Source organism: Bradyrhizobium sp. P5_C12 (genome assembly GCF_054049735.1).
Genome location: NZ_JBFULU010000046.1, coordinates 26,935 through 46,562, shown reverse-complemented (window position 1 = coordinate 46,562; position 19,628 = coordinate 26,935). Strand labels below are relative to the sequence as shown.

The 19,628-nt window shown below is 65.0% G+C and carries 19 protein-coding genes and 1 pseudogene; 14 read left to right on the top strand and 6 right to left on the bottom strand.

Annotation, left to right across the window (positions count from 1 at the left end):
• Positions 1-21: 21 nt before the first annotated feature.
• Positions 22-855, bottom strand: a complete 834-nt coding sequence (locus ACXJMY_RS30465) for a cytochrome c oxidase subunit II (protein WP_456623042.1) — start codon at positions 853-855, stop codon at positions 22-24.
• A 531-nt stretch (positions 856-1,386) separates the two neighbouring features.
• Here ACXJMY_RS30465 and ACXJMY_RS30460 point away from each other — a divergent pair.
• Positions 1,387-2,295: a DUF2189 domain-containing protein gene (locus tag ACXJMY_RS30460; protein ID WP_456623041.1), complete on the top strand. Its 909-nt coding sequence runs from the start codon at positions 1,387-1,389 to the stop codon at positions 2,293-2,295.
• Positions 2,296-2,343: 48 nt separating this feature from the next.
• Here ACXJMY_RS30460 and ACXJMY_RS30455 read toward each other — a convergent pair whose 3' ends face one another.
• Together ACXJMY_RS30455 and ACXJMY_RS30450 are read right to left on the bottom strand one after the other, a co-directional pair.
• The gene (locus tag ACXJMY_RS30455) at positions 2,344-3,531 is read right to left on the bottom strand and encodes a DUF2865 domain-containing protein (RefSeq protein ID WP_456623040.1); all 1,188 of its coding nucleotides are present in this window, start codon (positions 3,529-3,531) and stop codon (positions 2,344-2,346) included.
• Between the two features lie 130 nt (positions 3,532-3,661).
• On the bottom strand, positions 3,662-3,967 hold the full coding sequence (locus ACXJMY_RS30450; protein ID WP_456623039.1) for a hypothetical protein: 306 nt from the start codon (positions 3,965-3,967) through the stop codon (positions 3,662-3,664).
• Positions 3,968-4,256: 289 nt separating this feature from the next.
• On the opposite strand from ACXJMY_RS30450, the gene cysS reads away from it, so the two are divergent.
• From cysS to ACXJMY_RS30430, 4 genes are all read left to right on the top strand, one after another.
• Positions 4,257-5,651, top strand: a complete 1,395-nt coding sequence (gene cysS / locus ACXJMY_RS30445; RefSeq protein ID WP_456623038.1) for a cysteine--tRNA ligase — start codon at positions 4,257-4,259, stop codon at positions 5,649-5,651.
• Complete coding sequence (locus tag ACXJMY_RS30440) at positions 5,651-6,142, top strand: GNAT family N-acetyltransferase (RefSeq protein WP_456623037.1); 492 nt, start codon at positions 5,651-5,653, stop codon at positions 6,140-6,142. The genes cysS and ACXJMY_RS30440 overlap by 1 nt, the downstream gene beginning before the upstream one ends.
• Entirely contained in the window at positions 6,139-7,737 is a 1,599-nt protein-coding gene (gene cimA / locus ACXJMY_RS30435; RefSeq protein ID WP_456623036.1) for a citramalate synthase, read from the top strand. Before ACXJMY_RS30440 ends, cimA begins: the two co-directional genes overlap by 4 nt.
• 122 nt (positions 7,738-7,859) lie before the next feature.
• Complete coding sequence (locus tag ACXJMY_RS30430; protein WP_456623035.1) at positions 7,860-8,237, top strand: VOC family protein; 378 nt, start codon at positions 7,860-7,862, stop codon at positions 8,235-8,237.
• A 4-nt stretch (positions 8,238-8,241) separates the two neighbouring features.
• Here the strand turns inward: ACXJMY_RS30430 and ACXJMY_RS30425 are convergent, their stop codons facing one another.
• Positions 8,242-8,847, bottom strand: coding sequence for an LOG family protein (locus ACXJMY_RS30425; protein WP_456623034.1), 606 nt, complete (start codon positions 8,845-8,847; stop codon positions 8,242-8,244).
• A gap of 201 nt (positions 8,848-9,048) precedes the next feature.
• On the opposite strand from ACXJMY_RS30425, the gene ACXJMY_RS30420 reads away from it, so the two are divergent.
• The 4 genes and pseudogenes from ACXJMY_RS30420 (at position 9,049) to ACXJMY_RS30405 (ending at position 13,594) form a co-directional block, all read left to right on the top strand.
• On the top strand, positions 9,049-11,004 hold the full coding sequence (locus ACXJMY_RS30420; RefSeq protein WP_456623033.1) for an ABCB family ABC transporter ATP-binding protein/permease: 1,956 nt from the start codon (positions 9,049-9,051) through the stop codon (positions 11,002-11,004).
• A 57-nt stretch (positions 11,005-11,061) separates the two neighbouring features.
• Positions 11,062-11,787, top strand: a pseudogene (locus ACXJMY_RS30415) (phosphatidylserine decarboxylase); the annotation flags it as partial.
• Between the two features lie 88 nt (positions 11,788-11,875).
• On the top strand, positions 11,876-12,754 hold the full coding sequence (locus tag ACXJMY_RS30410; protein WP_456623032.1) for a CDP-alcohol phosphatidyltransferase family protein: 879 nt from the start codon (positions 11,876-11,878) through the stop codon (positions 12,752-12,754).
• Between the two features lie 120 nt (positions 12,755-12,874).
• On the top strand, positions 12,875-13,594 hold the full coding sequence (locus ACXJMY_RS30405; RefSeq protein ID WP_456623031.1) for an RraA family protein: 720 nt from the start codon (positions 12,875-12,877) through the stop codon (positions 13,592-13,594).
• A 259-nt stretch (positions 13,595-13,853) separates the two neighbouring features.
• Here ACXJMY_RS30405 and ACXJMY_RS30400 read toward each other — a convergent pair whose 3' ends face one another.
• Complete coding sequence (locus tag ACXJMY_RS30400; protein ID WP_456623030.1) at positions 13,854-14,039, bottom strand: hypothetical protein; 186 nt, start codon at positions 14,037-14,039, stop codon at positions 13,854-13,856.
• A gap of 245 nt (positions 14,040-14,284) precedes the next feature.
• Here ACXJMY_RS30400 and ACXJMY_RS30395 point away from each other — a divergent pair, with 245 nt between their 5' ends.
• Positions 14,285-14,434, top strand: coding sequence for a hypothetical protein (locus ACXJMY_RS30395; protein WP_456623029.1), 150 nt, complete (start codon positions 14,285-14,287; stop codon positions 14,432-14,434).
• A gap of 17 nt (positions 14,435-14,451) precedes the next feature.
• On the opposite strand, the gene ACXJMY_RS30390 is transcribed toward ACXJMY_RS30395, so the two are convergent.
• On the bottom strand, positions 14,452-14,745 hold the full coding sequence (locus tag ACXJMY_RS30390) for a hypothetical protein (protein ID WP_456623028.1): 294 nt from the start codon (positions 14,743-14,745) through the stop codon (positions 14,452-14,454).
• 97 nt (positions 14,746-14,842) lie between these two features.
• On the opposite strand from ACXJMY_RS30390, the gene ACXJMY_RS30385 reads away from it, so the two are divergent.
• The 4 genes from ACXJMY_RS30385 to ACXJMY_RS30370 all read left to right on the top strand — a co-directional run bounded on the left by ACXJMY_RS30385 (position 14,843) and on the right by ACXJMY_RS30370 (position 19,575).
• Entirely contained in the window at positions 14,843-15,664 is an 822-nt protein-coding gene (locus ACXJMY_RS30385) for an SDR family NAD(P)-dependent oxidoreductase (RefSeq protein ID WP_456623027.1), read from the top strand.
• A 211-nt stretch (positions 15,665-15,875) separates the two neighbouring features.
• Positions 15,876-16,649 carry a motility protein A gene (locus ACXJMY_RS30380; protein ID WP_456623026.1) on the top strand — a complete coding sequence of 258 codons (774 nt, stop codon included), beginning with the start codon at positions 15,876-15,878 and terminating at the stop codon, positions 16,647-16,649.
• Between the two features lie 23 nt (positions 16,650-16,672).
• Positions 16,673-17,503, top strand: coding sequence for an OmpA/MotB family protein (locus ACXJMY_RS30375; RefSeq protein ID WP_014496126.1), 831 nt, complete (start codon positions 16,673-16,675; stop codon positions 17,501-17,503).
• 173 nt (positions 17,504-17,676) lie between these two features.
• On the top strand, positions 17,677-19,575 hold the full coding sequence (locus tag ACXJMY_RS30370; RefSeq protein ID WP_456623025.1) for a potassium transporter Kup: 1,899 nt from the start codon (positions 17,677-17,679) through the stop codon (positions 19,573-19,575).
• The last annotated feature ends 53 nt before the right edge of the window (positions 19,576-19,628 follow it).

Below are 19,628 nucleotides of genomic sequence, written 5' to 3'. Positions count from 1 at the left end.
CCTTCTTCGAGCGGCATAGTCCTACTCGCTGCCGGGCTTGTACGCCGCCTTCGTAACGTCGCTTCGACCTGACAATTCCGCAAACGTCTTCTGTTGCTCCAGCCAGGCGTGATACTCGCGCTCTTCGTCGACGATGACCTTGGCCCGCATCTGATAGTGAGCAGCGCCGCAGAGCTCCGCGCAGAGAACATCGAACGTTCCGGTTCGGATCGGTGTCATCCAGAAATAGGTCACCATGCCTGGAACCATGTCCATCTTGGCTCGGAATTCGGGCACGTAGAAATCGTGCAGGACGTCGACGGAGCGCAGCAGAACCTTGACCGGCTTTCCGACTTGAAGGTGCAGGTCGCCGTTTTCGATCACGAGGTCGTCTTGCCCATGCCGGTCGTCGCGATTGAGGCCCATCGGGTTGTCGGGGTTGATGTTGCGGACATCGGACGTGCCCAATCGGCCATCCTTGCCGGGGAGGCGGAAGCTCCATTGCCATTGCTGGCCCATGACCTCGACCTCGGTGGCGTCGGCAGGCACCGTCACGAACTGGTGCCAGACGATCAGGCCGGGTGCGAGCATGGCGGCGACGCCGATGCCGGTCCCGACACTGAGCCACCATTCAAGCTTCTTGTTTTCGGGATTGTAGTCCGCCCGTCTTCCCTCCTTGTGGTGGAAGCGGAAGACGCAATAGGCCATGAAGGCGATGACCGCGGTGAAGACGAACCCGGTGATCCAGAACGTGATGTTGATGGTGTGGTCGATATAGGCCCAGTTGGTGGCGATCGGCGTCCACCACCACGGGCTGTAGAGGTGAAACAGCACCGAGCCGATCGCGACCAGAAGCAGTATCAGTGCGACAGCCATCCTGATCCATCCTTGCCATCGAAGGCTGCGGATACGAATCCAGGGCGGAGCTCACGTGTCGCGATGGCGGACTCTTCTAGGATGACATCGATGCCATCGCCGCGCCTATTGCCTCGCCCATTCAACCGGTCGCGATATTCGAGAGAAGATCGCGGCCGCCAATCTTGCGGGCGTCTAGGCTTTTAAAATGATCCCCCGCGAACCCGGCGTCAATAGCATGTCAACACGCTTAGCTGGTGTGGGCGATCCATGCTGCCGTGCACGCAGGCGAGCGTCAGGCGCATTCTCGATGTGATGCATCGCACAAAATATGCGACGCACAATTCACCCAGCCGGGAGCGCTGGTCATTCCAGGTCGCGCGCGCTAAGCTTGGGGCGCAGGTCGCGACGGGTTTCGTCCGGCTAAGCTCCTTCCTCGTTGAGCCTGGAACTGCCGTACTCGGCTCGATCGCGTCTCCCGCACAAGGGCGGATACGCGTGGCCGGAAAGCGCGCCGTTCTCCGCCGCGACTTTCAGCAGAGGAGGGTGTGCATGGCCACTCTTTATTCCGACAAGCTCGTAAAGCGGCACCTGTTCGGTGAGGCGGTCTCTTATCCCATTCGCAAGATCGGCTTGTCCGATTTGAGAGAGGTGCTGCGCCTGGGCTGGGAGGATTTCCAGGCGATGCCGAGTCACGCGATCGTCGTCTGCGTGATCTATCCGGTTCTCGGTCTCGTCCTGTTCAGGATGGTCCTCGGCCATTCGGTCCTGCCGCTGCTGTTTCCGCTGGCCGCCGGGTTTGCCTTGATCGGTCCCTTTGCCGCGATCGGTCTCTACGAACTCAGCCGTCGCCGCGAGCGCGGCGAGGAGGTCGATGCATGGGATGCGATCAAGGTGCTGCGCGCACCGTCCTTCGGCGCCATGCTCGAGCTCGGCGTGCTCCTGCTTGTCCTGTTCGGGGTCTGGATCGGCGTCGCGAACGCGATCTATGTCACCATCTTCGGTCACGCGGCGGCTGCAAGCATTCCTGACTTCGCAAACCGCGTGCTGAGCACGCCGGAAGGATGGTCGCTCATCATTGTCGGTTGCGGTGTCGGCTTCCTGTTTGCGGTCGCGGCCCTGTGCGTCAGCGTCGTATCGTTTCCGTTGATGCTCGATCGGCATGCGACGGCGATCGATGCGATCCGCACATCGCTGCGGGTGGTGGCGGCCAATCCGGTCCCGATGGCGGGGTGGGGGCTGGTCGTCGCGGCGCTGCTCGTGATCGGCTCGCTGCCGCTCTTCGTCGGTCTCGCTGTCGTCCTCCCGGTGCTCGGTCATGCCACCTGGCACCTTTATCGGAGAGTGGTCGAGCCGAATCCGAATCCGCCGGACGAACCGCCGCCCCCGCCGAAGGGCAAGCGCTATGCCGCGGATTTCCCGGCCAATCTCTTCCCGTGGAGCCGCGAGGGCAAGGAGTAGTGGCGAGACCCGGTCAGCGGCGCGGCATGACGGTGGAGCAGGGCTGAGCTACTTCTGCTGCTGCGGCAGGAAGCTCGGCCCGACCGAGCGGATCGGCTTGTTCTCCGAGGACGACGTCGCGGGGCCGGTATCCGCGGGCGGCGCTGCCGCCGGCGCGTTGGCGGTCGCTGGCGGCGGAGCCGTGCCCTTCTTGGCATTGGCAGGCGCAGGCGCGCCCTTGGTGAGCTGCCGCTGCTGCATCTTCTTGGCGCTCTCCTCGGTGACGATGATGTCGCCCTGCTGCTCGGCGGCGGCCTTGTCGTCGACCGATTTCAGCGCGTCGGCCCAGCTCTGACCCGCGGCCTTGCAGGAGCACGACGGATTGAACTCGCTGCGGAATTTGAAGGCGGTCGGCAAAGCCGAGTAGGGCTGGCCGCTGACGGAGACCGCGGAGTTCATGTCCTCGCCGGGATTGCGATAGGTGTAGAGCGAGGCGTCAGCCGCCGGGCACAGCGCCTTGCAGGTTTTCTCGTCGTCGGGGAAGCGCGCCGGCACGGTCGCAAACGAGACCGGGAAATAGGCGCCGTCGCAGCTGCGCACGCACACGGTGCGATAGGTGCCCGATTGCGGGCCGAGATCGGAGGGCGGGACGCCTTGCGGATTATTGGCGTTGTTGCCGCCGAACAAATTGGTCAGGAAGTTGCCGCCCTGCGACTGCGCGGCGTTGGCGTATTGCGGGCCGCAATTGTTCTGCGCGAGCGCCATCAGCACCGAGCGGCGCTGGCTGTCGCGCTCCGGGCTGAAACCGCCGRGACCGCCGCCGCGCAAGCGCTCGAGATTGCCGGTGATCTGGTCCAGATTGGCGCGCATCTGCTGGATCTGGGTGTTGACCGGGCCGCACTGCGCCGACTGGCCGTTGAACAGCGAGAAGAAGCCGGAGGAATCGCAGCCCATGCGCTTGGCCTGCATGGTGACCCGGTCGAGCTCGGCCTGCTGGCGGGTCTGGGACTCCTGATAGCGGCGGATCTGGTCGTCGCGCGCGGGATCGCCGCTCGCCCCGCGATCGAGCCCGGCGAGTTGTCCCTCCAGCCGCGCGCACATCGGGTTCGGCCCAAGCCCGTTTTGGGCCGGCGCCGGTCCGGGCGGGCCGGCCTGCGCAAGAGCGCCCGTGGCAAGCACGAACGTGCTCAGAAGCGCGGCGCAGGCGGAGATGAAGCGAGGACGGGACAGAGACAGAAATTCAGGCATATCCGCCATTCTAGCGAGGTCACGGCCCAGTGTGATTTGGGAGGCCGAAGCGCGCCCTCCAATAGCCGCTTCCTGCGGCATCGTCACGTCGTTTCCGGGGCCAAAGATTGGGCCTAAGGTCCGCCAGCTCCGAGGGAATTCAGCGCTGGCAGGTGATTGCGACATATTCGTCGCAATGGCCATGGGAGCAGTTTGCGCCGGATTTGGGGACGGAGCCGGTAATTTCGTCGGGATCGACCCGGCGGTAGGCCGAGGCCTGGGCAAAATCCCGCGACTGGCAGTAGGTGCGCGCGACCTGCGCGCCGCATTTCTCGCCCTTGGCCAGGCACTGGTCGATGCCGTAGCCGTCGGCCTGGTTGGCGATGATGAAAACGCGGGTCTCGGCGAATGCGCTGGATGCCGCGATGAGGGAGGCACAGGAAACGAGTGCGAGCAGGGGTCGCATGATGCACCGGAGGCTTAAGGGAACCGCCAGCTTCCGAATAAACTCAAAAGGTTAAGGATGATGAACCATCAAGGCGGGGCGGGCCCTGGTTGCGGAGATAAAACGGCATTTTCGCGGCTCTCTTGACGCGGGGCCGCCTCATAGCCCATATGTCGCCGCATGAACGGTCTCCTCGCCATTTGCGCCATTTGCCGCGAGATTACGAGCTAGCGATTCGCTGGCTGGAGCCGTCTTTTCTCAAAACCATTGAGAGCACTGGACGCCCGGCCAACAGCCGATGGGTATCCATATGCAATTGCGTCTTTACGATACGCTGAGCCGGGACAAGCGCACCTTCGTGCCGCTCGATGCGAAGAACGTCCGCATGTATGTCTGCGGACCGACCGTCTACGACTTCGCCCATATCGGCAATGCGCGGCCGGTGATCGTGTTCGACGTGCTGTTTCGGCTGCTGCGCCATCTCTACGGCGAGGCGCACGTCAAGTATGTCCGCAACATCACCGACGTCGACGACAAGATCAACGACCGCGCCGCGCGTGATTTCCCCGGCCTGCCGCTGAACGAGGCGATCCGCAAGGTCACCGAGCAGACCGGCAAGCAGTTTCATGCCGACGTCGACGCGCTCGGTGCGCTCCGGCCGAGCGTCGAGCCGCGCGCGACCGAGCATATCGGCGAGATGCGCGAGATCATCGAAAGGCTCGTCAAAGGCGGCTTCGCCTATGTCGCCGAGGACCACGTGCTGTTCTCGCCGCAGGCGATGAACGCGGCCAATTCCGCCCTGCCGCGCTATGGCGCGCTGTCGAAACGTTCGCTGGACGAGATGATCGCCGGCGCCCGCATCGACGTCGCGCCGTACAAGCGCGACGCGACCGACTTCGTGCTGTGGAAGCCGTCGAAGCCGGGCGAGCCGTCATGGCCGTCGCCGGCCGGCATCGCCGCGCCCGGCCGCCCGGGCTGGCACGTCGAGTGCTCGGCCATGGCCTGGAAGCATCTCGGCGAGCATTTCGACATCCATGGCGGCGGCATCGATCTCGTGTTTCCGCATCACGAGAACGAGGTGGCGCAGACCTGCTGCGCCTTCCACCAGGAGCGCATGGCGAACTACTGGATGCATAACGGCTTCTTGGAGGTCGAAGGCGAGAAGATGTCGAAGAGCCTTGGCAACTTCGTCACCATCCACGAATTGCTCGCGGACTGGCCGGGCGAGGTGCTGCGTCTGAACATGCTGAAGACGCATTACCGCTCGCCGATCGACTGGACCATGAAGTCGCTGGAGGAGAGCGCCAAGACGCTCGATGACTGGTATCGCGTTGCTGCCGACGTCGAGTCCGACAAGCCCGATGCATCCGTGGTCGAGCCGCTGCTCGACGACCTCAACACGCCTCTGGCGATCGCGGCGCTGCACGGCCTGCGTAGCAGCAATGTGGGCGCCCTGGCGGGATCGTTGCGGCTGCTCGGCTTCCTCTCCGAGAGCGCCGCGCAGTGGGAAGGGCGCAAGCAGCAGGCGAGCGGTATCGATGCCAAGGACGTCGAACGCCTGATCGCGGAGCGCGCTGCCGCGCGTGCGCGAAAGGATTTCAAGGAGTCCGATCGCATCCGTGACGAGCTCGTCGCCAAGGGCGTCGTGCTCAAGGACGGCAAGGATGCCGACGGCAAGCCGGTGACGACCTGGGAGCTCGCGTGATGGCACAGGCGTTCCCAAAGCCGGCGTTGCGGCCGTTCCTGCCGGACGACGTGCCGATCCTCGCCGCGATCTTCGCCGCCAGCATCGAGGAGCTGACCGGCGACGACTATAGCGAGGCGCAGCAGGACGCCTGGATGGCGGCGGCGGACGACGAGGCGTTCGGCCGCGACCTCGCTGCCGACCTGACGCTGATCGCGACGCTGGATGGGTCGCCGGTCGGATTCGCGTCGCTCCGCGGCAACGACCACATCCGCATGCTGTATGTGCATCCGGCCGTGGTCGGGCAGGGCGTTGCGACGATGCTGGTCGACGCGCTGGAAAAGCTCGCCGGCGGCCGCGGCGCGACCAGCCTGACGGTCGATGCCAGCGACACCGCGCAGGGCTTCTTCGCCAAGCGCGGCTACTCGCCCAAGCAGCGCAACACCGTCACCGTCAACGGCGAGTGGCTCGCCAACACCACCATGCAGAAGACGCCCGGAGCACCGCAATGAGCAAGGAGCGTCTTTATCTGTTCGACACCACGCTGCGCGACGGGGCGCAGACCAATGGCGTCGATTTCACGCTGACCGACAAGCAAATCATCGCCGCGATGCTGGACGAACTCGGCATCGACTATGTCGAGGGCGGCTATCCCGGCGCCAATCCGACCGACACGGAGTTCTTCGGCACCAGGCCGCAGCTCAATCATGCCCGCTTCACGGCCTTCGGCATGACGCGGCGGGCGGGGCGCTCGGTCTCCAACGATCCCGGCGTGGCCGGGCTTCTGGAAGCAAAAGCCGACGCGATCTGCTTCGTTGCGAAGTCGTCGGCCTATCAGGTGCGCGTCGCGCTGGAGACGACCAGGGAAGAAAACCTCGCCTCGATCCGCGACAGCGTCGCGGCCGCGAAGGCCGCCGGCCGCGAGGTGATGCTCGACTGCGAGCACTTCTTCGACGGCTACAAGGAAGATTCGGGCTTCGCGCTGGCCTGCGCGAAAGCCGCCTATGAGGCCGGCGCGCGCTGGGTGGTGCTGTGCGACACCAATGGCGGCACCATGCCGAACGAGGTCGAAGGCATCGTCACCGAGGTGACGAAGCACATTCCCGGCGATCACGTCGGCATCCACGCCCATAACGACACCGAGCAGGCGGTGGCGAATTCGCTCGCCGCGGTGCGCGCCGGCGCGCGGCAGATCCAGGGCACGCTGAACGGCCTTGGCGAGCGCTGCGGCAACGCCAATCTGTGCTCGCTGATCCCGACCTTGAAGCTGAAGCAGGAATTCGCCGACGCCTTCGAGATCAGCGTCACGCCGGAGAAGCTCGCGACCCTCGTCAAGGTCTCGCGCACGCTCGACGACATGCTCAACCGCATCCCGAACCGGCATGCCGCCTATGTCGGCGAGAGCGCCTTCGTGACCAAGACCGGCATCCATGCCTCCGCCGTGCTGAAGGATCCGCAGACCTATGAGCATGTGTTGCCGGAGCTGGTCGGCAACCACCGCAAGGTGCTGGTGTCCGATCAGGCCGGCCGCTCCAACGTCATCGCCGAGCTCGACCGCGCCGGCATCGCCTACGAGAAGAGCGATCCGAAGCTGACGCGGCTGGTCGAGGAATTGAAGGAGCGCGAGGCGGCGGGCTACGCCTATGAATCCGCCAACGCCTCGTTCGATCTGTTGGCGCGCCGCACGCTCGGCAAGGTGCCGCAATATTTCGAGGTCGAGCAGTTCGACGTCAATGTCGAGCAGCGCTACAACGCGATCGGTGAGCGCGTCACCGTCGCGCTTGCCGTGGTCAAGGTCGACGTCGCCGGCGAGCATTTGATCTCGGCGGCCGAAGGCAATGGTCCCGTCAACGCGCTCGACGTCGCGCTTCGCAAGGATCTCGGCAAGTACCAGAAATACATCGAGGGCCTGAAGCTGATCGATTACCGCGTGCGTATCCTCAACGGCGGCACCGGCGCGGTCACGCGCGTGCTGATCGAGAGCGAGGACGAGAACGGCGACAGCTGGACCACGGTCGGCGTGTCCCCGAACATCATCGACGCCTCGTTCCAGGCGCTGATGGATTCGGTGATCTACAAGCTCGTGAAGTCGGGGGCGCCGGCGTAGGGCAAAGATGTAGCCCGGATGAGCGAAGCGATATCCGGGGCAGTGTACGCTGCGGAGATAGCTTTCCCCGGATGTCGCTTCGCTCATCCGGGCTACGGGAGCGAGGAGGGGGAGCGAGACCAATGATCGACCACATCTCCGTCGGCGTCAGCGACCTTGATCGCTCTGCCGCATTCTACGAAGCCGCGCTCACAGCCCTCGGGCTCGCGCGGCTCGTCACGCGGCCGCGGACGGTCGGCTTCGGCAAGGCCTATCCCGAATTCTGGATCAATCTGCGCGAGGGCATGCAGCGGGTGCCGCCGGAGAGCGGCGTGCACATCTGCCTGCGGGCGAAGACGACAAGCGAGGTCGATGCGTTTCATGCCGCAGCCCTTGCGGCCGGCGGCGCATCCGACGGCGCGCCGGGCATCCGCCCGCACGACCGCGTACGCTATTACGCGGCCTTCGTCGTCGATCCCGACGGCAACCGGATCGAGGCCGTGACGTTTCCGTCGGAGTAGGGCGCTAGAGCTTGCGCGCGACTTCCGGCGCCAGGTTCTTCTCGGCTTCGCCGATCTGGGCCGCGGCCGCCTTCAGCTTCGGCAAAATGTCCTCGACGCGATCGGCCTTGAGGATGTCGATCGAAAGCCCGGCACGGATGAACTCGGTCTGGCGCATATGCGACAGCAGCGAGAACAGCGGCTCCCAGAAATTGTCGATATTGGCGAGCAGCACCGGCTTGGCGTGACGGCCGAGCTGCTTCCAGGTCATCTGCTCGACCAGCTCTTCGAGCGTGCCGACGCCGCCCGGCAGCGCCACGAAGGCGTCGGAGCGTTCGAACATCAGCCGCTTGCGCTCGTGCATGTCGGGGGTGACGATCATCTCCTGCACGCGGGTCAGCGCGTTCTCGCGCATCCGCAGGAAGTCGGGGATGATGCCGGTGACGGTGCCGCCGTGATCGAGCACGGAGGTCGCGACCGCGCCCATCAGGCCGAGCGAACCCCCGCCATAGACCAGGCGGATGTTGCTCTCGGCGAGCGCCTTGCCGAACGCCTTGGCGCCTTCGGTGAAGTTGGGATTGGTTCCGGGACCGGAGCCGCAATAGACACAGACGGTTTTGATCGTGCTCATTGGTGCCATGATGCATTGCAGCGAAGGGGCGTCAAGTCCAATCGGTGATTCGGAGCACCCGGAAATCTACCGGTAAATGGCGACAAACAATCGAGGATTCGCCATCTGGCGGGGTGCGTTCGCCCCCGGAAGCTTCTATATGACAAGCGAAAATCGTTAATCGCAACGCGGCCCGCATCCGGCGGGCCTTCAGGCTTCTTGATGGATCAACCTCATTCGTTCGACGGCCCCGACGTGCCCGAGCCAGCCGGTGGACCGCTGGAGCGGGCCACCTTGATGGGCACGCTGGCGCATCTGTGGCCCTATATCTGGCCGGGCGACCGTTTCGACCTGAAAATGCGCGTGGTCTGGTCGATGGTGCTGCTGCTCGCCGCCAAGCTGATCACGCTGACGGTTCCGTTCAGCTTCAAATGGGCGACCGACGCGCTGACCGGCGCCAATACCGCGCCGGTGCTGCCCGACAACTGGCACCTCTGGGTGATCGCCTCGCCCCTGCTGCTGACCGCGAGCTACGGTGTGATGCGCATCGTGATGGCGGTGCTGACGCAATGGCGCGACGGCATCTTCGCGCGCGTGGCCATGCACGCGGTGCGCAAGCTCGCCACCATCACCTTCATCCACATGCACGAGCTCTCGCTGCGCTTCCACCTGGAGCGCAAGACCGGCGGCCTGACACGCGTGCTCGAGCGCGGCCGCGAGGGCATCGAGGTGATCGTGCGCATGGTGATCCTCCAGCTGATCCCGACCATCGTCGAGGTCTCGCTCTTGATGGCCGTGCTGCTCTGGCAGTTCGACTGGCGCTACGTGCTGGCGACGCTGATCACGGTGGCGGTCTACATGTACTACACCTACATCGCGACCGAGTGGCGGATCGGCATCCGCCGCAGGATGAACGAGTCCGATACCGAGGCGAACACCAAGGCGATCGACTCGCTGCTCAACTACGAAACCGTCAAATATTTCAGCGCCGAGGCGCGCGAGGCGCAGCGTTACGACCGCTCGGTCGCGCGCTACGAGGAGTCAAGCGTCCACTCCTATACGTCGCTCGCCGTGCTCAACACCGGACAGGCCGTGATCTTCACGTTCGGGCTGACCGCGACCATGCTGATGTGCGCGATCGGCGTGCGCAACGGCACCAACACGGTCGGCGATTTCGTGCTGGTCAACGCCATGATGATCCAGCTCTACCAGCCGCTGAATTTCATGGGCATGGTCTATCGCGAGATCAAGCAGGCGATCATCGACATCGAGAAGATGTTCAACGTGCTGGGACGCGAGGCCGAGATCAAGGACGTGGCCGATGCGAAGCCGCTGGTCGTTTCCGCCGGCATCGTGCGTTTCGAGGACGTGCGCTTCGCCTATGAGCCGGCGCGCCCGATCCTCAAGGGTATCAGCTTCGAGGTCCCGGCCGGCAAGACGGTCGCGATCGTCGGTCCCTCCGGCGCCGGCAAGTCGACCATCTCGCGGCTTCTGTTCCGCCTTTACGACATCTCCGGCGGAAGGATCCTGATCGACGGCCAGGACATCCGCGAGGTCACGCAGGCCAGCTTGCGCGCCTCGATCGGCATGGTGCCGCAGGACACCGTGCTGTTCAACGACACCATCCGCTACAACATCCGCTACGGCCGCTGGGACGCGAGCGACGCGGACGTGGAGCAGGCGGCGCGGCTGGCGCAGATCGATAATTTCATCCGCATGGCGCCCAAGGGTTACGAGACCCAGGTCGGCGAGCGCGGCCTGAAATTGTCCGGCGGCGAGAAGCAGCGCGTCGCGATCGCGCGCACCGTGCTGAAGGCGCCGCCGATCCTGGTGCTGGACGAGGCCACCTCCGCGCTCGACACCCACACCGAGCACGAGATCCAGGGCGCGCTCGACCGCGTGGCGAAAAACCGCACCTCGCTCGTGATCGCGCACCGGCTCTCGACCATCGTCGGCGCCGATGAGATCATCGTGCTGGACCAGGGCCGCATCGCCGAGCGCGGCACCCACGCCAGCCTGCTCGCGCAGGGCGGTCTCTATGCCAGCATGTGGAACAGGCAGCGCGAGGCGGAGGCCGCGCGCGAGAAGCTGGCCAGGATCGCCGACAGCAGCGAGGCGCCCAACCGGGAGCCGCCGCCGGTCAAGGACGTCCTCACGACGCCCGCGGCCGCGGAGTGACCTTGTCTCCGGTCCCAACTCTGGCCTAAACAACTCCACCGCGCGAGACGACCCGCGCCATCAACCCCTGAGCGGCAGATAGCGATGTCCATTCTCGATTCGATCCAGCGCCAGATCCCGCCGATCCACAAGGAGGGCTATCCCTTCATCGGCGGCTTTGCGCTGGCAAGCCTCGTCCTGTTCTGGCTGTGGTCGCCGCTCGGGTGGATCGGCACCATCCTCACCGTGTGGTGCGCGCTGTTCTTCCGCGACCCCGTCAGGGTGACGCCGGTGCGCGAGGGGCTCGTGGTGTCGCCGGCCGACGGGCGCGTGTCGATGATCACCATGGCGCTGCCGCCGGCCGAGCTCGGGCTCGGCGACCGGCCGCTGCCGCGCATCTCGGTCTTCATGAGCGTGTTCAACTGTCACGTGAACCGCAGCCCGGTGGCGGGCAGGGTGGACCGCATCGCCTACCGTCCCGGCCTCTTCATCAATGCCGAGCTCGACAAGGCGAGCGAGGACAATGAGCGCAATTCGCTGGTGATCTCGACGCCCACGGCACGGATCGGCGTGATCCAGATCGCGGGCCTGGTTGCCAAGCGCATCGTCTGCTTCGTCAAGGAAGGGCAGACGGTCGGCGCCGGCGAGCGGTTTGGCCTGATCCGGTTCGGCTCGCGGCTCGACGTCTATCTGCCCGTCGGCACCAAGGCGCTGGTCTCGGAAGGGCAGACCGCGATTGCCGGCGAGACGATCCTGGCCGACCTTGCCGAGGATGACCCGAACCGCGCCTATCGCGCCAATTAACCATTAAGTCGGTATAACGGGCCTTCCGCCGCGATGGCGGAGGGGAAAGCGGCTTGCTATATCTCGCCTTAAGGTGAGGACGAGCCACATGACGCCCTATGACTTCAAAGATCCCGACGTGCGCCGCCGGCGGTTCCGCCCGATCCCGGTGCGCATGCTGGTGCCCAACGTCATTACGCTGCTGGCGATCTGCGCCGGCCTGACGTCGATCCGGCTGTCGATCGAGGGGCGGATGTCGCTCGCCGTCTACGCCATCGTGTTCGCAGCCGCGCTCGACGGCATAGACGGCCGCATCGCACGCATGATCAAGGGCCAGTCCAAGTTCGGCGCCGAGCTCGACAGCCTCGCCGACTTCGTCAATTTCGGCGTCGCGCCCGGGCTGATGCTGTATTTCTGGCAGTTGCACGAGCTCGGCAATGCCGGCTGGATCGCCGCCATGGTGTTCGCGATCTCCGGGGGCTTAAGGCTCGCGCGCTTCAACGCCACCATGGACGATCCCAACAAGCCGGCCTTCGCCGCCAATTTCTTCACCGGCGTGCCGGCGCCGGCCGGCGCCATCACGGTGCTGCTGCCGATCTACGTCGCGTTTCTCGATCTCGGTCGGCTGCCCGCAGCGGTGACGGCGGCCTATACGCTGCTGATCGCCTTCCTGATGGTGTCGCGCCTGCCGGTGTTCTCCGGCAAGACCAAGCGCATGCGCGTGGCGCCCGAGCTGGTGCTGCCGGCGTTCGTCGCGGTGATCGTCTTCATCGCTATCCTGATCGCCTATCCCTGGCACGTGCTGTCGATCGGCACGGTGCTGTATCTGCTCGCTTTGCCGCTCGGCTACAAATCCTATCGCGACCAGGCGCGGGCGATGGAAGCCGCTGCGCCTACCGGCGGCGAAGTCCCGTCGCCGCCTTCGGCGCCGACATTGGCGAACCTGTCGGAGCCGCCGCAAGACGACCGGCCCGGACGGCTGCACTGAGCGCAACCTGCGGATATCTGCCATGAGAGCTTGCTGAGTTGGGTCGAGGCCCGATCTCGGCTATATCGCCCTGTGTCGGCGGCATCGCGTCAATCAGCCGCCAATCTGGGAGAGAACGCCGTGACTGATACCGCGACCGGGCCGCTGCCCGCTTCCGTCCTCGAAGCGCTGGGCCGCTATGACACCCCGACGATCTGCAACGCCATGGAGATCGTGGCGCCCGAGCGCCGGCTGATCGGCTACACCACCAAGCAGCTGGTCTGCCCGTTCCCCGACCTGCCGCCGATCGTCGGCTATGCCCGCACGGTCGCGATCCGCTCGGTGCTGAAATCCTCGCTTGCACCGGAAGAGCAGTCCAGGCGCCGCATCGACTATTACGAATATGTCGGCACCGGCCATGGTCCGCGCATCTCGGTGATCCAGGACATCGACGGCCCCGACGTCGGCTATGGCGCGTTCTGGGGCGAGGTGCAGAGCAATGTCCACAAGGCGCTCGGCTGCCTCGGCGTCATCACCGACGGCTCGATCCGCGACATCCCGCAATGGGCCCCGGGCTTCCAGGCGCTCGCCGGTTCGATCGGCCCGTCGCATGCCTGGGTGCATGCCGAGAGTTTTGGCGGCGAGGTGCGCGTCGCCGGCATGACCGTGAAGTCCGACGATCTTATCCATGCCGACCAGCACGGCGCCATCGTGATCCCGCTGAACATCGCCGCAAAACTGCCCGAGGCCGCCGAGCTCTGCGGCCGCCGCGAGACGCCGATCCTCGAGATTGCGCGTAGCCCCGACTTCTCGCTGGAGAAGCTGAAGGCCGCGCTGAAGCGCTCGGCGGAGATTCACTAAGCCAGGGGAGAGGAGGCTCGCACGCTGCCGCAATCAGGGCAGGGATGAATTCCGCTGTGCCCTGATGGCGAGGCCATGGCTGACCTCCCGCCGGTCCGGTCCGGCAAAAAGCGATCATCAAGCCGAGCGGGCAGGATCCGCTTGGCGGAGAACCAATGCCAGCTTCACGCTGGCCGCTTGGGCATCAGGGAATGGCGTCAGCGGAGATGCCGGCCTCGTCTGGCCGGCATTGAGCATGGCATTCCTGGGTTGAAGGCGACTAGCCGCCGGCGCCAGTGTTATACTTCGAGATGGTAAGCGGCCACGCACCGCCCGAAACCGTGTCGAGTTGATCATCCGGCAGCACCTCATTCAGCGCTGCGACCGGGGCCTTCGCCTGTGCGGGATCGCTGGGTTTGATAGTCTCTTGATGTGCCGGATTTGCCTCGGACGTCTTTTCGACCATTTGCAGCTCCTTTGAAGCCAGTCTGGTTGGTGTGACGGAACGTGTGCCGCCGCATTCGATAGGTCCGAGCCGGCGAGAGAAGGTTCAAGGTCCGGCCCGGGACGCGGGCATCCTTGGTTGCCGATCAGCTCGCAAGGCGATCACGTTCGAGTGAGAGATTTTACCTTGTCGTCGTTCAAACTCAAGCAAAGGTTGCGGTACGCGAGGTCCGTGAAGTCCGACGATCTCACCGGCCAGGTGCAGTCGTGATCCCGCTCGACGTGGCCGTAAAGCTGTCCGAAGGCGCCGAGCTCTGCGGCCGCCGCGAGACGCCGATCCCGGAGATCGCCCGCAGCCCCGACTTCTCGCTGGAGAAGCTGAAGGCCGCGCTGAAACGCTCGGCAGAGATTCACTGACGGCGCGACTGCACGATCTACGGCCGCGACGCCGGCCGTGGGTCGCCTTGTTCCGTCAGAAACAGGGCGGCCTGATCCGGCTCGCCGAACATTGCGGCGGCGCATCCGATCAGGGTGAAGCCTCCGGCAAGATCCCACAGGGTAATGCCTTCCACATCGTCCGGGACGTGAAGCAGACGCGCCAGGATGACGGCGAAGGCGGCCTCGACAAAGAGCAGGGCGCTGAACACCGGCAGGACAAGCTCGGGTTCGAGCAGGTGGAGCGCCAGCACCGCGGGAAGCGCGGTGAGAAGACTGAACAGCGTCAACATTGCGTTGGCTCCTGCCATGAGCGTGCCGCAGGGCCACAGAATACTGCATGATCCCTCGTCGCGGATGTGGCGCTGGGCCGCAGTCGGAGGGCGTACGATGAAGATGAATGACAAGACGGTCCTGATCACCGGCTCGACCGACGGCGTCGGCCGCTACGTCGCTCGCCGGCTGGCCGAAGACGGTGCAACGGTCCTGATCCATGGCCGCGACGAAGCGCGCGCCAAGACGCTGATCGACGAAATCGTGCAGGCCGGCCACGCCGCGCCGACTTTTTACCAGGCCGACCTGTCGTCGATGGCAGCTACGCGTGCGCTCGCCGAGGCCGTGAAGCGCGATCACCGGCGTCTCGACGTCTTCATCAGCAACGCCGGCATCGGTTCGCAGAACGACGGTCCGCAACGGCAGGTCAGCGGCGACGGTCACGAACTGCGCTTTGCCGTGAACTATCTCTCCGGCTTCCTGCTCGCTCATCTGTTGTTGCCGCTGCTGAAAACCGCGGCGCCGTCGCGCATCGTCAACGTCGCTTCGCTCGGCCAGCATCCRATCGATTTCGAAGATGTCATGATCACGAAGGGCTACAGCGGATCGCGCGCCTATGCGCAGAGCAAGCTCGCGCAGATCATGTTCACGGTCGATTTGGCTGAAGAGCTCAAGGGCGCCGCCATCACCGTGAACTCCCTGCATCCGGCGACCTACATGAACACGACGATGGTGCGTGCCGGCGGCATCGCGCCGATCTCGACAGTGGAGCAGGGCGGCGCGGCGATCCTGCACCTGGTCGAGGGCGACGACGTCGCGGGCCGAAGCGGCCTGTTCTTCAACGGCATGAACGAGGCGCGCGCCAATCCGCAGGCCTATGATGCCGACGCGCGCAGGCGCCTGCGTGCGCTCAGCCTGGAGTTGACGGGCCTGTCCTAGCGCGCCCGTTATGGTTAGCAAAACGTTGAGATTCGCACCGGCAGCCGGCAAGTCCTGCGGACTTTCGGCGCGCTGCGCCGGCCTGGCGCACCGGCTCAACTTAACCTTTACGCGTCTTTAATCGCGGCCCACTAGGGTTTTCGATGCGGTTCGGGGTTGGACTGCGCCACCGGCCAGGATGGCCGTTGTTGCGTTCGCGTTGGAGTCTCCCATGGATATCATGACGAGCGTTGGGCTCATTGCGGGCATCATCGTCATTACGGCAATGATCTTCATGGGTGGCGACCTCCACATGTTCATCTCCGAACATGCGATGATCATCATCTTCGGCGGCTCGATCTCCGCTACCATGATCCGCTTTCCGCTCAGCGCGCTCATGCACGGCCTTCCGCTCGGCGCCAAGTTCGCCTTCACCATGAGCCGGCTGTCGGCGCACGACCTCGTCGACGAGCTCGCCCGCATCGCCGAGATCGCCCGCAAGCAGGGCCCGGTCGGCCTGGAAAAGGTCGAGACCGACGAGCCCTTCCTCGCCAAGGGCATCCGCTACGTCGCCGACGGCTACGACCTCGATTTCATCCGCGACAATCTCGAGCGCGACCGCGACAACTTCCTCATGCACCTGGACGAGGGCAGCAAGATCTACCGCGCCATCGGCGACTGCGCCCCGGCCTTCGGCATGATCGGCACGCTGATCGGCATGGTGCAGATGTTCGCCAACATGACCGACCCCTCCAAGCTCGGCCCGTTCATGGCGACCGCGCTGCTCGCCACCCTCTACGGCGCGCTTGTGGCGAACCTGTTCTGTCTGCCGATCGCCGACAAGCTGCACGGCAAGCTGCTCGACGAGGAAACCAACCGCACGCTGATCATCGACGGCATCCTGATGATCCGCGACTCCAAGAGCCCGACGCTGGTGCGCGAAATGCTGCTGGCCTACCTGCCGGAGAAGCATCGCCACGCCGAGGGCGAGCCGGTGCCGGCCTGATCGCGCGCACCGGGATCTAGGTCATGGCCAAGAAGAAACGCGGCGATGCGCACGGAGGCGGTCACGGCTGGTTCGTGACCTTCGCCGACCTGATGGGCCTGATGATGAGCTTCTTCGTGATGCTCGTCGCGTTCTCGACGCAGGACGCCAACAAGCTGAAGATCGTCGCAGGCTCGATGCGCGACGCCTTCGGCGTGCAGAGCGAAGCCCGCTACGCCGGCATCGTCGAGTCCGACGGCCTGCCGACGCGGCCGCGGCTGAAGAACGTCGACCACATCCAGCCCGAAGACGCCTCCAACACGCCGACCCCGGACCAGGAGGATCGCGACCGCACCTCGGGCGCGAAGATCAAGGTCGACCGCAATTTCGCGCTCGCGGCCGCCTCGCTGCGCCAGGCCTTGCAGGACATGCCGGAACTGACCGAGATGTCCAAGCACATCATGTTCGAGGAGACCAAGCAGGGCCTCAACCTCGAGATCGTCGACCAGGACGGCCGCTCGATGTTTGCCGACGGCTCCAAGGTGCCCTACGACCGCACCCGCCGCCTGATCGAGAAGCTCGCGATCCCACTCAAGGCGACGCCGCTGCGCGTCTCCATCGCCGGCCACACCGCGGCCGGCTTCGTGCCGACCCGCAGCGATTACGGCGCCTTCGATCTGTCCGCCGACCGCGCCAATGCCGTGCGCCAGATCCTCGAGCGCGAGGGCCTGCCGCCGTCGCACATCTTCGCCGTCGCCGGCAAGGCGGACACCCAGCCGCTGTTTCCGGACGATCCCTCGCTCGCCGCCAACCGGCGTGTGACCATCACCCTGATGCGCGAAGATCCGCCGCTGCCGCCGAATCTGAAGCCCTAGGGCACTTGCGTTACCATTTTACCTGAGGCATGTCGTCGCGAGGGCGACGAACGTGGCCACGCCGTCACAGCATCTGCCGCGGCGCCTGCTATGGTGGGGTGCCGATTGACAGGCGCGCCGGAAGCGTCAAAAGGCGCCGGATCAATTCCAGGGACGAAGCGTTTTCCACCCACATGACGGCGAGCATCACATCGACCGAGACCCAGGACGGGCCGGTCACTTCCGGTTTTTGGTCCCTCACGCTCGGGAGCATTGGCGTCGTTTTCGGCGACATCGGGACCTCGCCGCTCTATGCGTTTCACGAGGCGGTCAGGGGCGCGGCCCATGGCGAGCCGGTGTCGCGGGTCATGGTGCTCGGCGTGCTCTCGCTGATCCTGTGGGCGCTGTTCATCGTCGTCACCGCCAAATACGTTCTGCTGCTGCTGCGCGCCGACAATAACGGGGAGGGCGGCACGCTCTCCCTGATGGCGCTCGGCCAGCGCGCGCTCGGGCGGCGAAGCTGGTTCCTGATGGCGCTCGGCGTGGTCGGCGCCTCCATGTTTATCGGCGATTCCATGATCACGCCGGCGATTTCGGTGCTGTCGGCGGTCGAAGGCCTGAAGCTCGCCACGCCCGCCTTCGAGCACTACGTCGTGCCGCTCACCGTCCTCATCCTGGCGCTGCTGTTCGCGGTCCAGAGCAAGGGCACCGCGCTGGTGGCTTCCGCGTTCGGGCCGGTGATGGTGGTCTGGTTCACCTGCATCGCGCTGATGGGCATCGTTCACATCGCCGACGACCCGACGGTGCTGGCTGCGATCAATCCCTATTACGCGGTGCAATTCCTGCTGTCGCACGGCACGATCGGCCTGGTGACGCTGGGCGCCGTATTCCTGGCGGTGACCGGCGGCGAGGCGCTCTATGCCGATCTCGGCCATTTCGGCCGCAAGCCGATCCAGTCGGCGTGGATGTTCTTCGTGCTGCCCTCGCTCCTGATCAATTATTTCGGGCAGGGCGCGCTGGTGCTGTCCGATCCCAGCGCGATCGAGCACTCCTTCTACCGCATGGTGCCCGAATATCTGGTGCTGCCGCTGGTCGGACTGGCGACCGCGGCGACCGTGATCGCGAGCCAGGCGGTGATCACCGGCGCCTATTCGCTGGTCTATCAGGCGGTGCAGCTCGGCCTCCTGCCGCGCTTCGAGGTGCGCTACACCTCCGAGACCCACGCCGGCCAGATCTATCTGCCGCGCGTGAACCGGCTGCTCCTGATCGGTGTGATGCTGCTTGTGCTGTTGTTCCGCACTCCCAGCAACCTTGCCTCGGCCTACGGCATCGCGGTCTCCACCACCATGGTCGCCGACGGCATCATGGGCTTCATCGTGATCTGGAAATTGTGGAACTGGCGCGCCGCGACGGCTGCGGCGGTGATCATGCCCTTCGTCGTGGTCGACATGACCTTCTTCAGCGCCAATCTGTTGAAGCTGCTCGAAGGCGCCTGGGTGCCGCTGCTGTTCGGCGCGGCCATGGCAGGGACGATCTGGACCTGGCGCAAGGGGACCGGCATTCTGATCCAGAAGACGCGCCGGATCGAGGTGCCGCTCGACGATCTGATCCGGAGCCTGGAGAAGCGGCCGCCGCACATCGTCAAGGGCACGGCCGTATTCCTCACCAGCGATCCGTCATTCGTGCCGACCGCGCTGCTGCACAATCTCAAGCACAACAAGGTGCTGCACGAGCACAATGTGATCCTGACCATCGAGACCGCGCATACGCCGCGGGTTGATCTGTCGGAGCGTTTCCGGATGGAGAAGATCAGCGACAAGTTCTTCAAGGTCCGCCTGCGCTTCGGCTACATGGAGCAGCCGAACGTCCCCAAGGCGCTCGCGATCGCGCGCAAGCAGGGCTGGCAGTTCGACATCATGTCGACGTCGTTCTTCGTGTCGCGGCGGTCGCTGAAGGCGTCGGCGCAGTCGGGCATGCCGCTGTGGCAGGACCACCTGTTCATCGCGCTGAGCCGGTCCGCCAACGACGCCACCGACTATTTCCAGATTCCGACCGGAAGGGTGGTTGAAGTTGGCACGCAGGTCATTATTTGAACGCGATGGGCGGACCCATGCGAATTTCGCATGGCGATGGCCCAGAAACGGGC

Bases quoted from the DNA above. Each gene is read 5' to 3' on its own strand.
- ACXJMY_RS30465 (WP_456623042.1), bottom strand. From the start codon at position 855: ATGGCTGTCGCACTGATACTGCTTCTGGTCGCGATCGGCTCGGTGCTG.
- ACXJMY_RS30460 (WP_456623041.1), top strand. From the start codon at position 1,387: ATGGCCACTCTTTATTCCGACAAGCTCGTAAAGCGGCACCTGTTCGGT.
- ACXJMY_RS30450 (WP_456623039.1), bottom strand. From the start codon at position 3,967: ATGCGACCCCTGCTCGCACTCGTTTCCTGTGCCTCCCTCATCGCGGCA.
- cysS (WP_456623038.1), top strand. From the start codon at position 4,257: ATGCAATTGCGTCTTTACGATACGCTGAGCCGGGACAAGCGCACCTTC.
- ACXJMY_RS30440 (WP_456623037.1), top strand. From the start codon at position 5,651: ATGGCACAGGCGTTCCCAAAGCCGGCGTTGCGGCCGTTCCTGCCGGAC.
- cimA (WP_456623036.1), top strand. From the start codon at position 6,139: ATGAGCAAGGAGCGTCTTTATCTGTTCGACACCACGCTGCGCGACGGG.
- ACXJMY_RS30430 (WP_456623035.1), top strand. From the start codon at position 7,860: ATGATCGACCACATCTCCGTCGGCGTCAGCGACCTTGATCGCTCTGCC.
- ACXJMY_RS30425 (WP_456623034.1), bottom strand. From the start codon at position 8,847: ATGAGCACGATCAAAACCGTCTGTGTCTATTGCGGCTCCGGTCCCGGA.
- ACXJMY_RS30420 (WP_456623033.1), top strand. From the start codon at position 9,049: ATGGATCAACCTCATTCGTTCGACGGCCCCGACGTGCCCGAGCCAGCC.
- ACXJMY_RS30410 (WP_456623032.1), top strand. From the start codon at position 11,876: ATGACGCCCTATGACTTCAAAGATCCCGACGTGCGCCGCCGGCGGTTC.
- ACXJMY_RS30400 (WP_456623030.1), bottom strand. From the start codon at position 14,039: ATGGTCGAAAAGACGTCCGAGGCAAATCCGGCACATCAAGAGACTATC.
- ACXJMY_RS30390 (WP_456623028.1), bottom strand. From the start codon at position 14,745: ATGTTGACGCTGTTCAGTCTTCTCACCGCGCTTCCCGCGGTGCTGGCG.
- ACXJMY_RS30380 (WP_456623026.1), top strand. From the start codon at position 15,876: ATGGATATCATGACGAGCGTTGGGCTCATTGCGGGCATCATCGTCATT.
- ACXJMY_RS30375 (WP_014496126.1), top strand. From the start codon at position 16,673: ATGGCCAAGAAGAAACGCGGCGATGCGCACGGAGGCGGTCACGGCTGG.
- ACXJMY_RS30370 (WP_456623025.1), top strand. From the start codon at position 17,677: ATGACGGCGAGCATCACATCGACCGAGACCCAGGACGGGCCGGTCACT.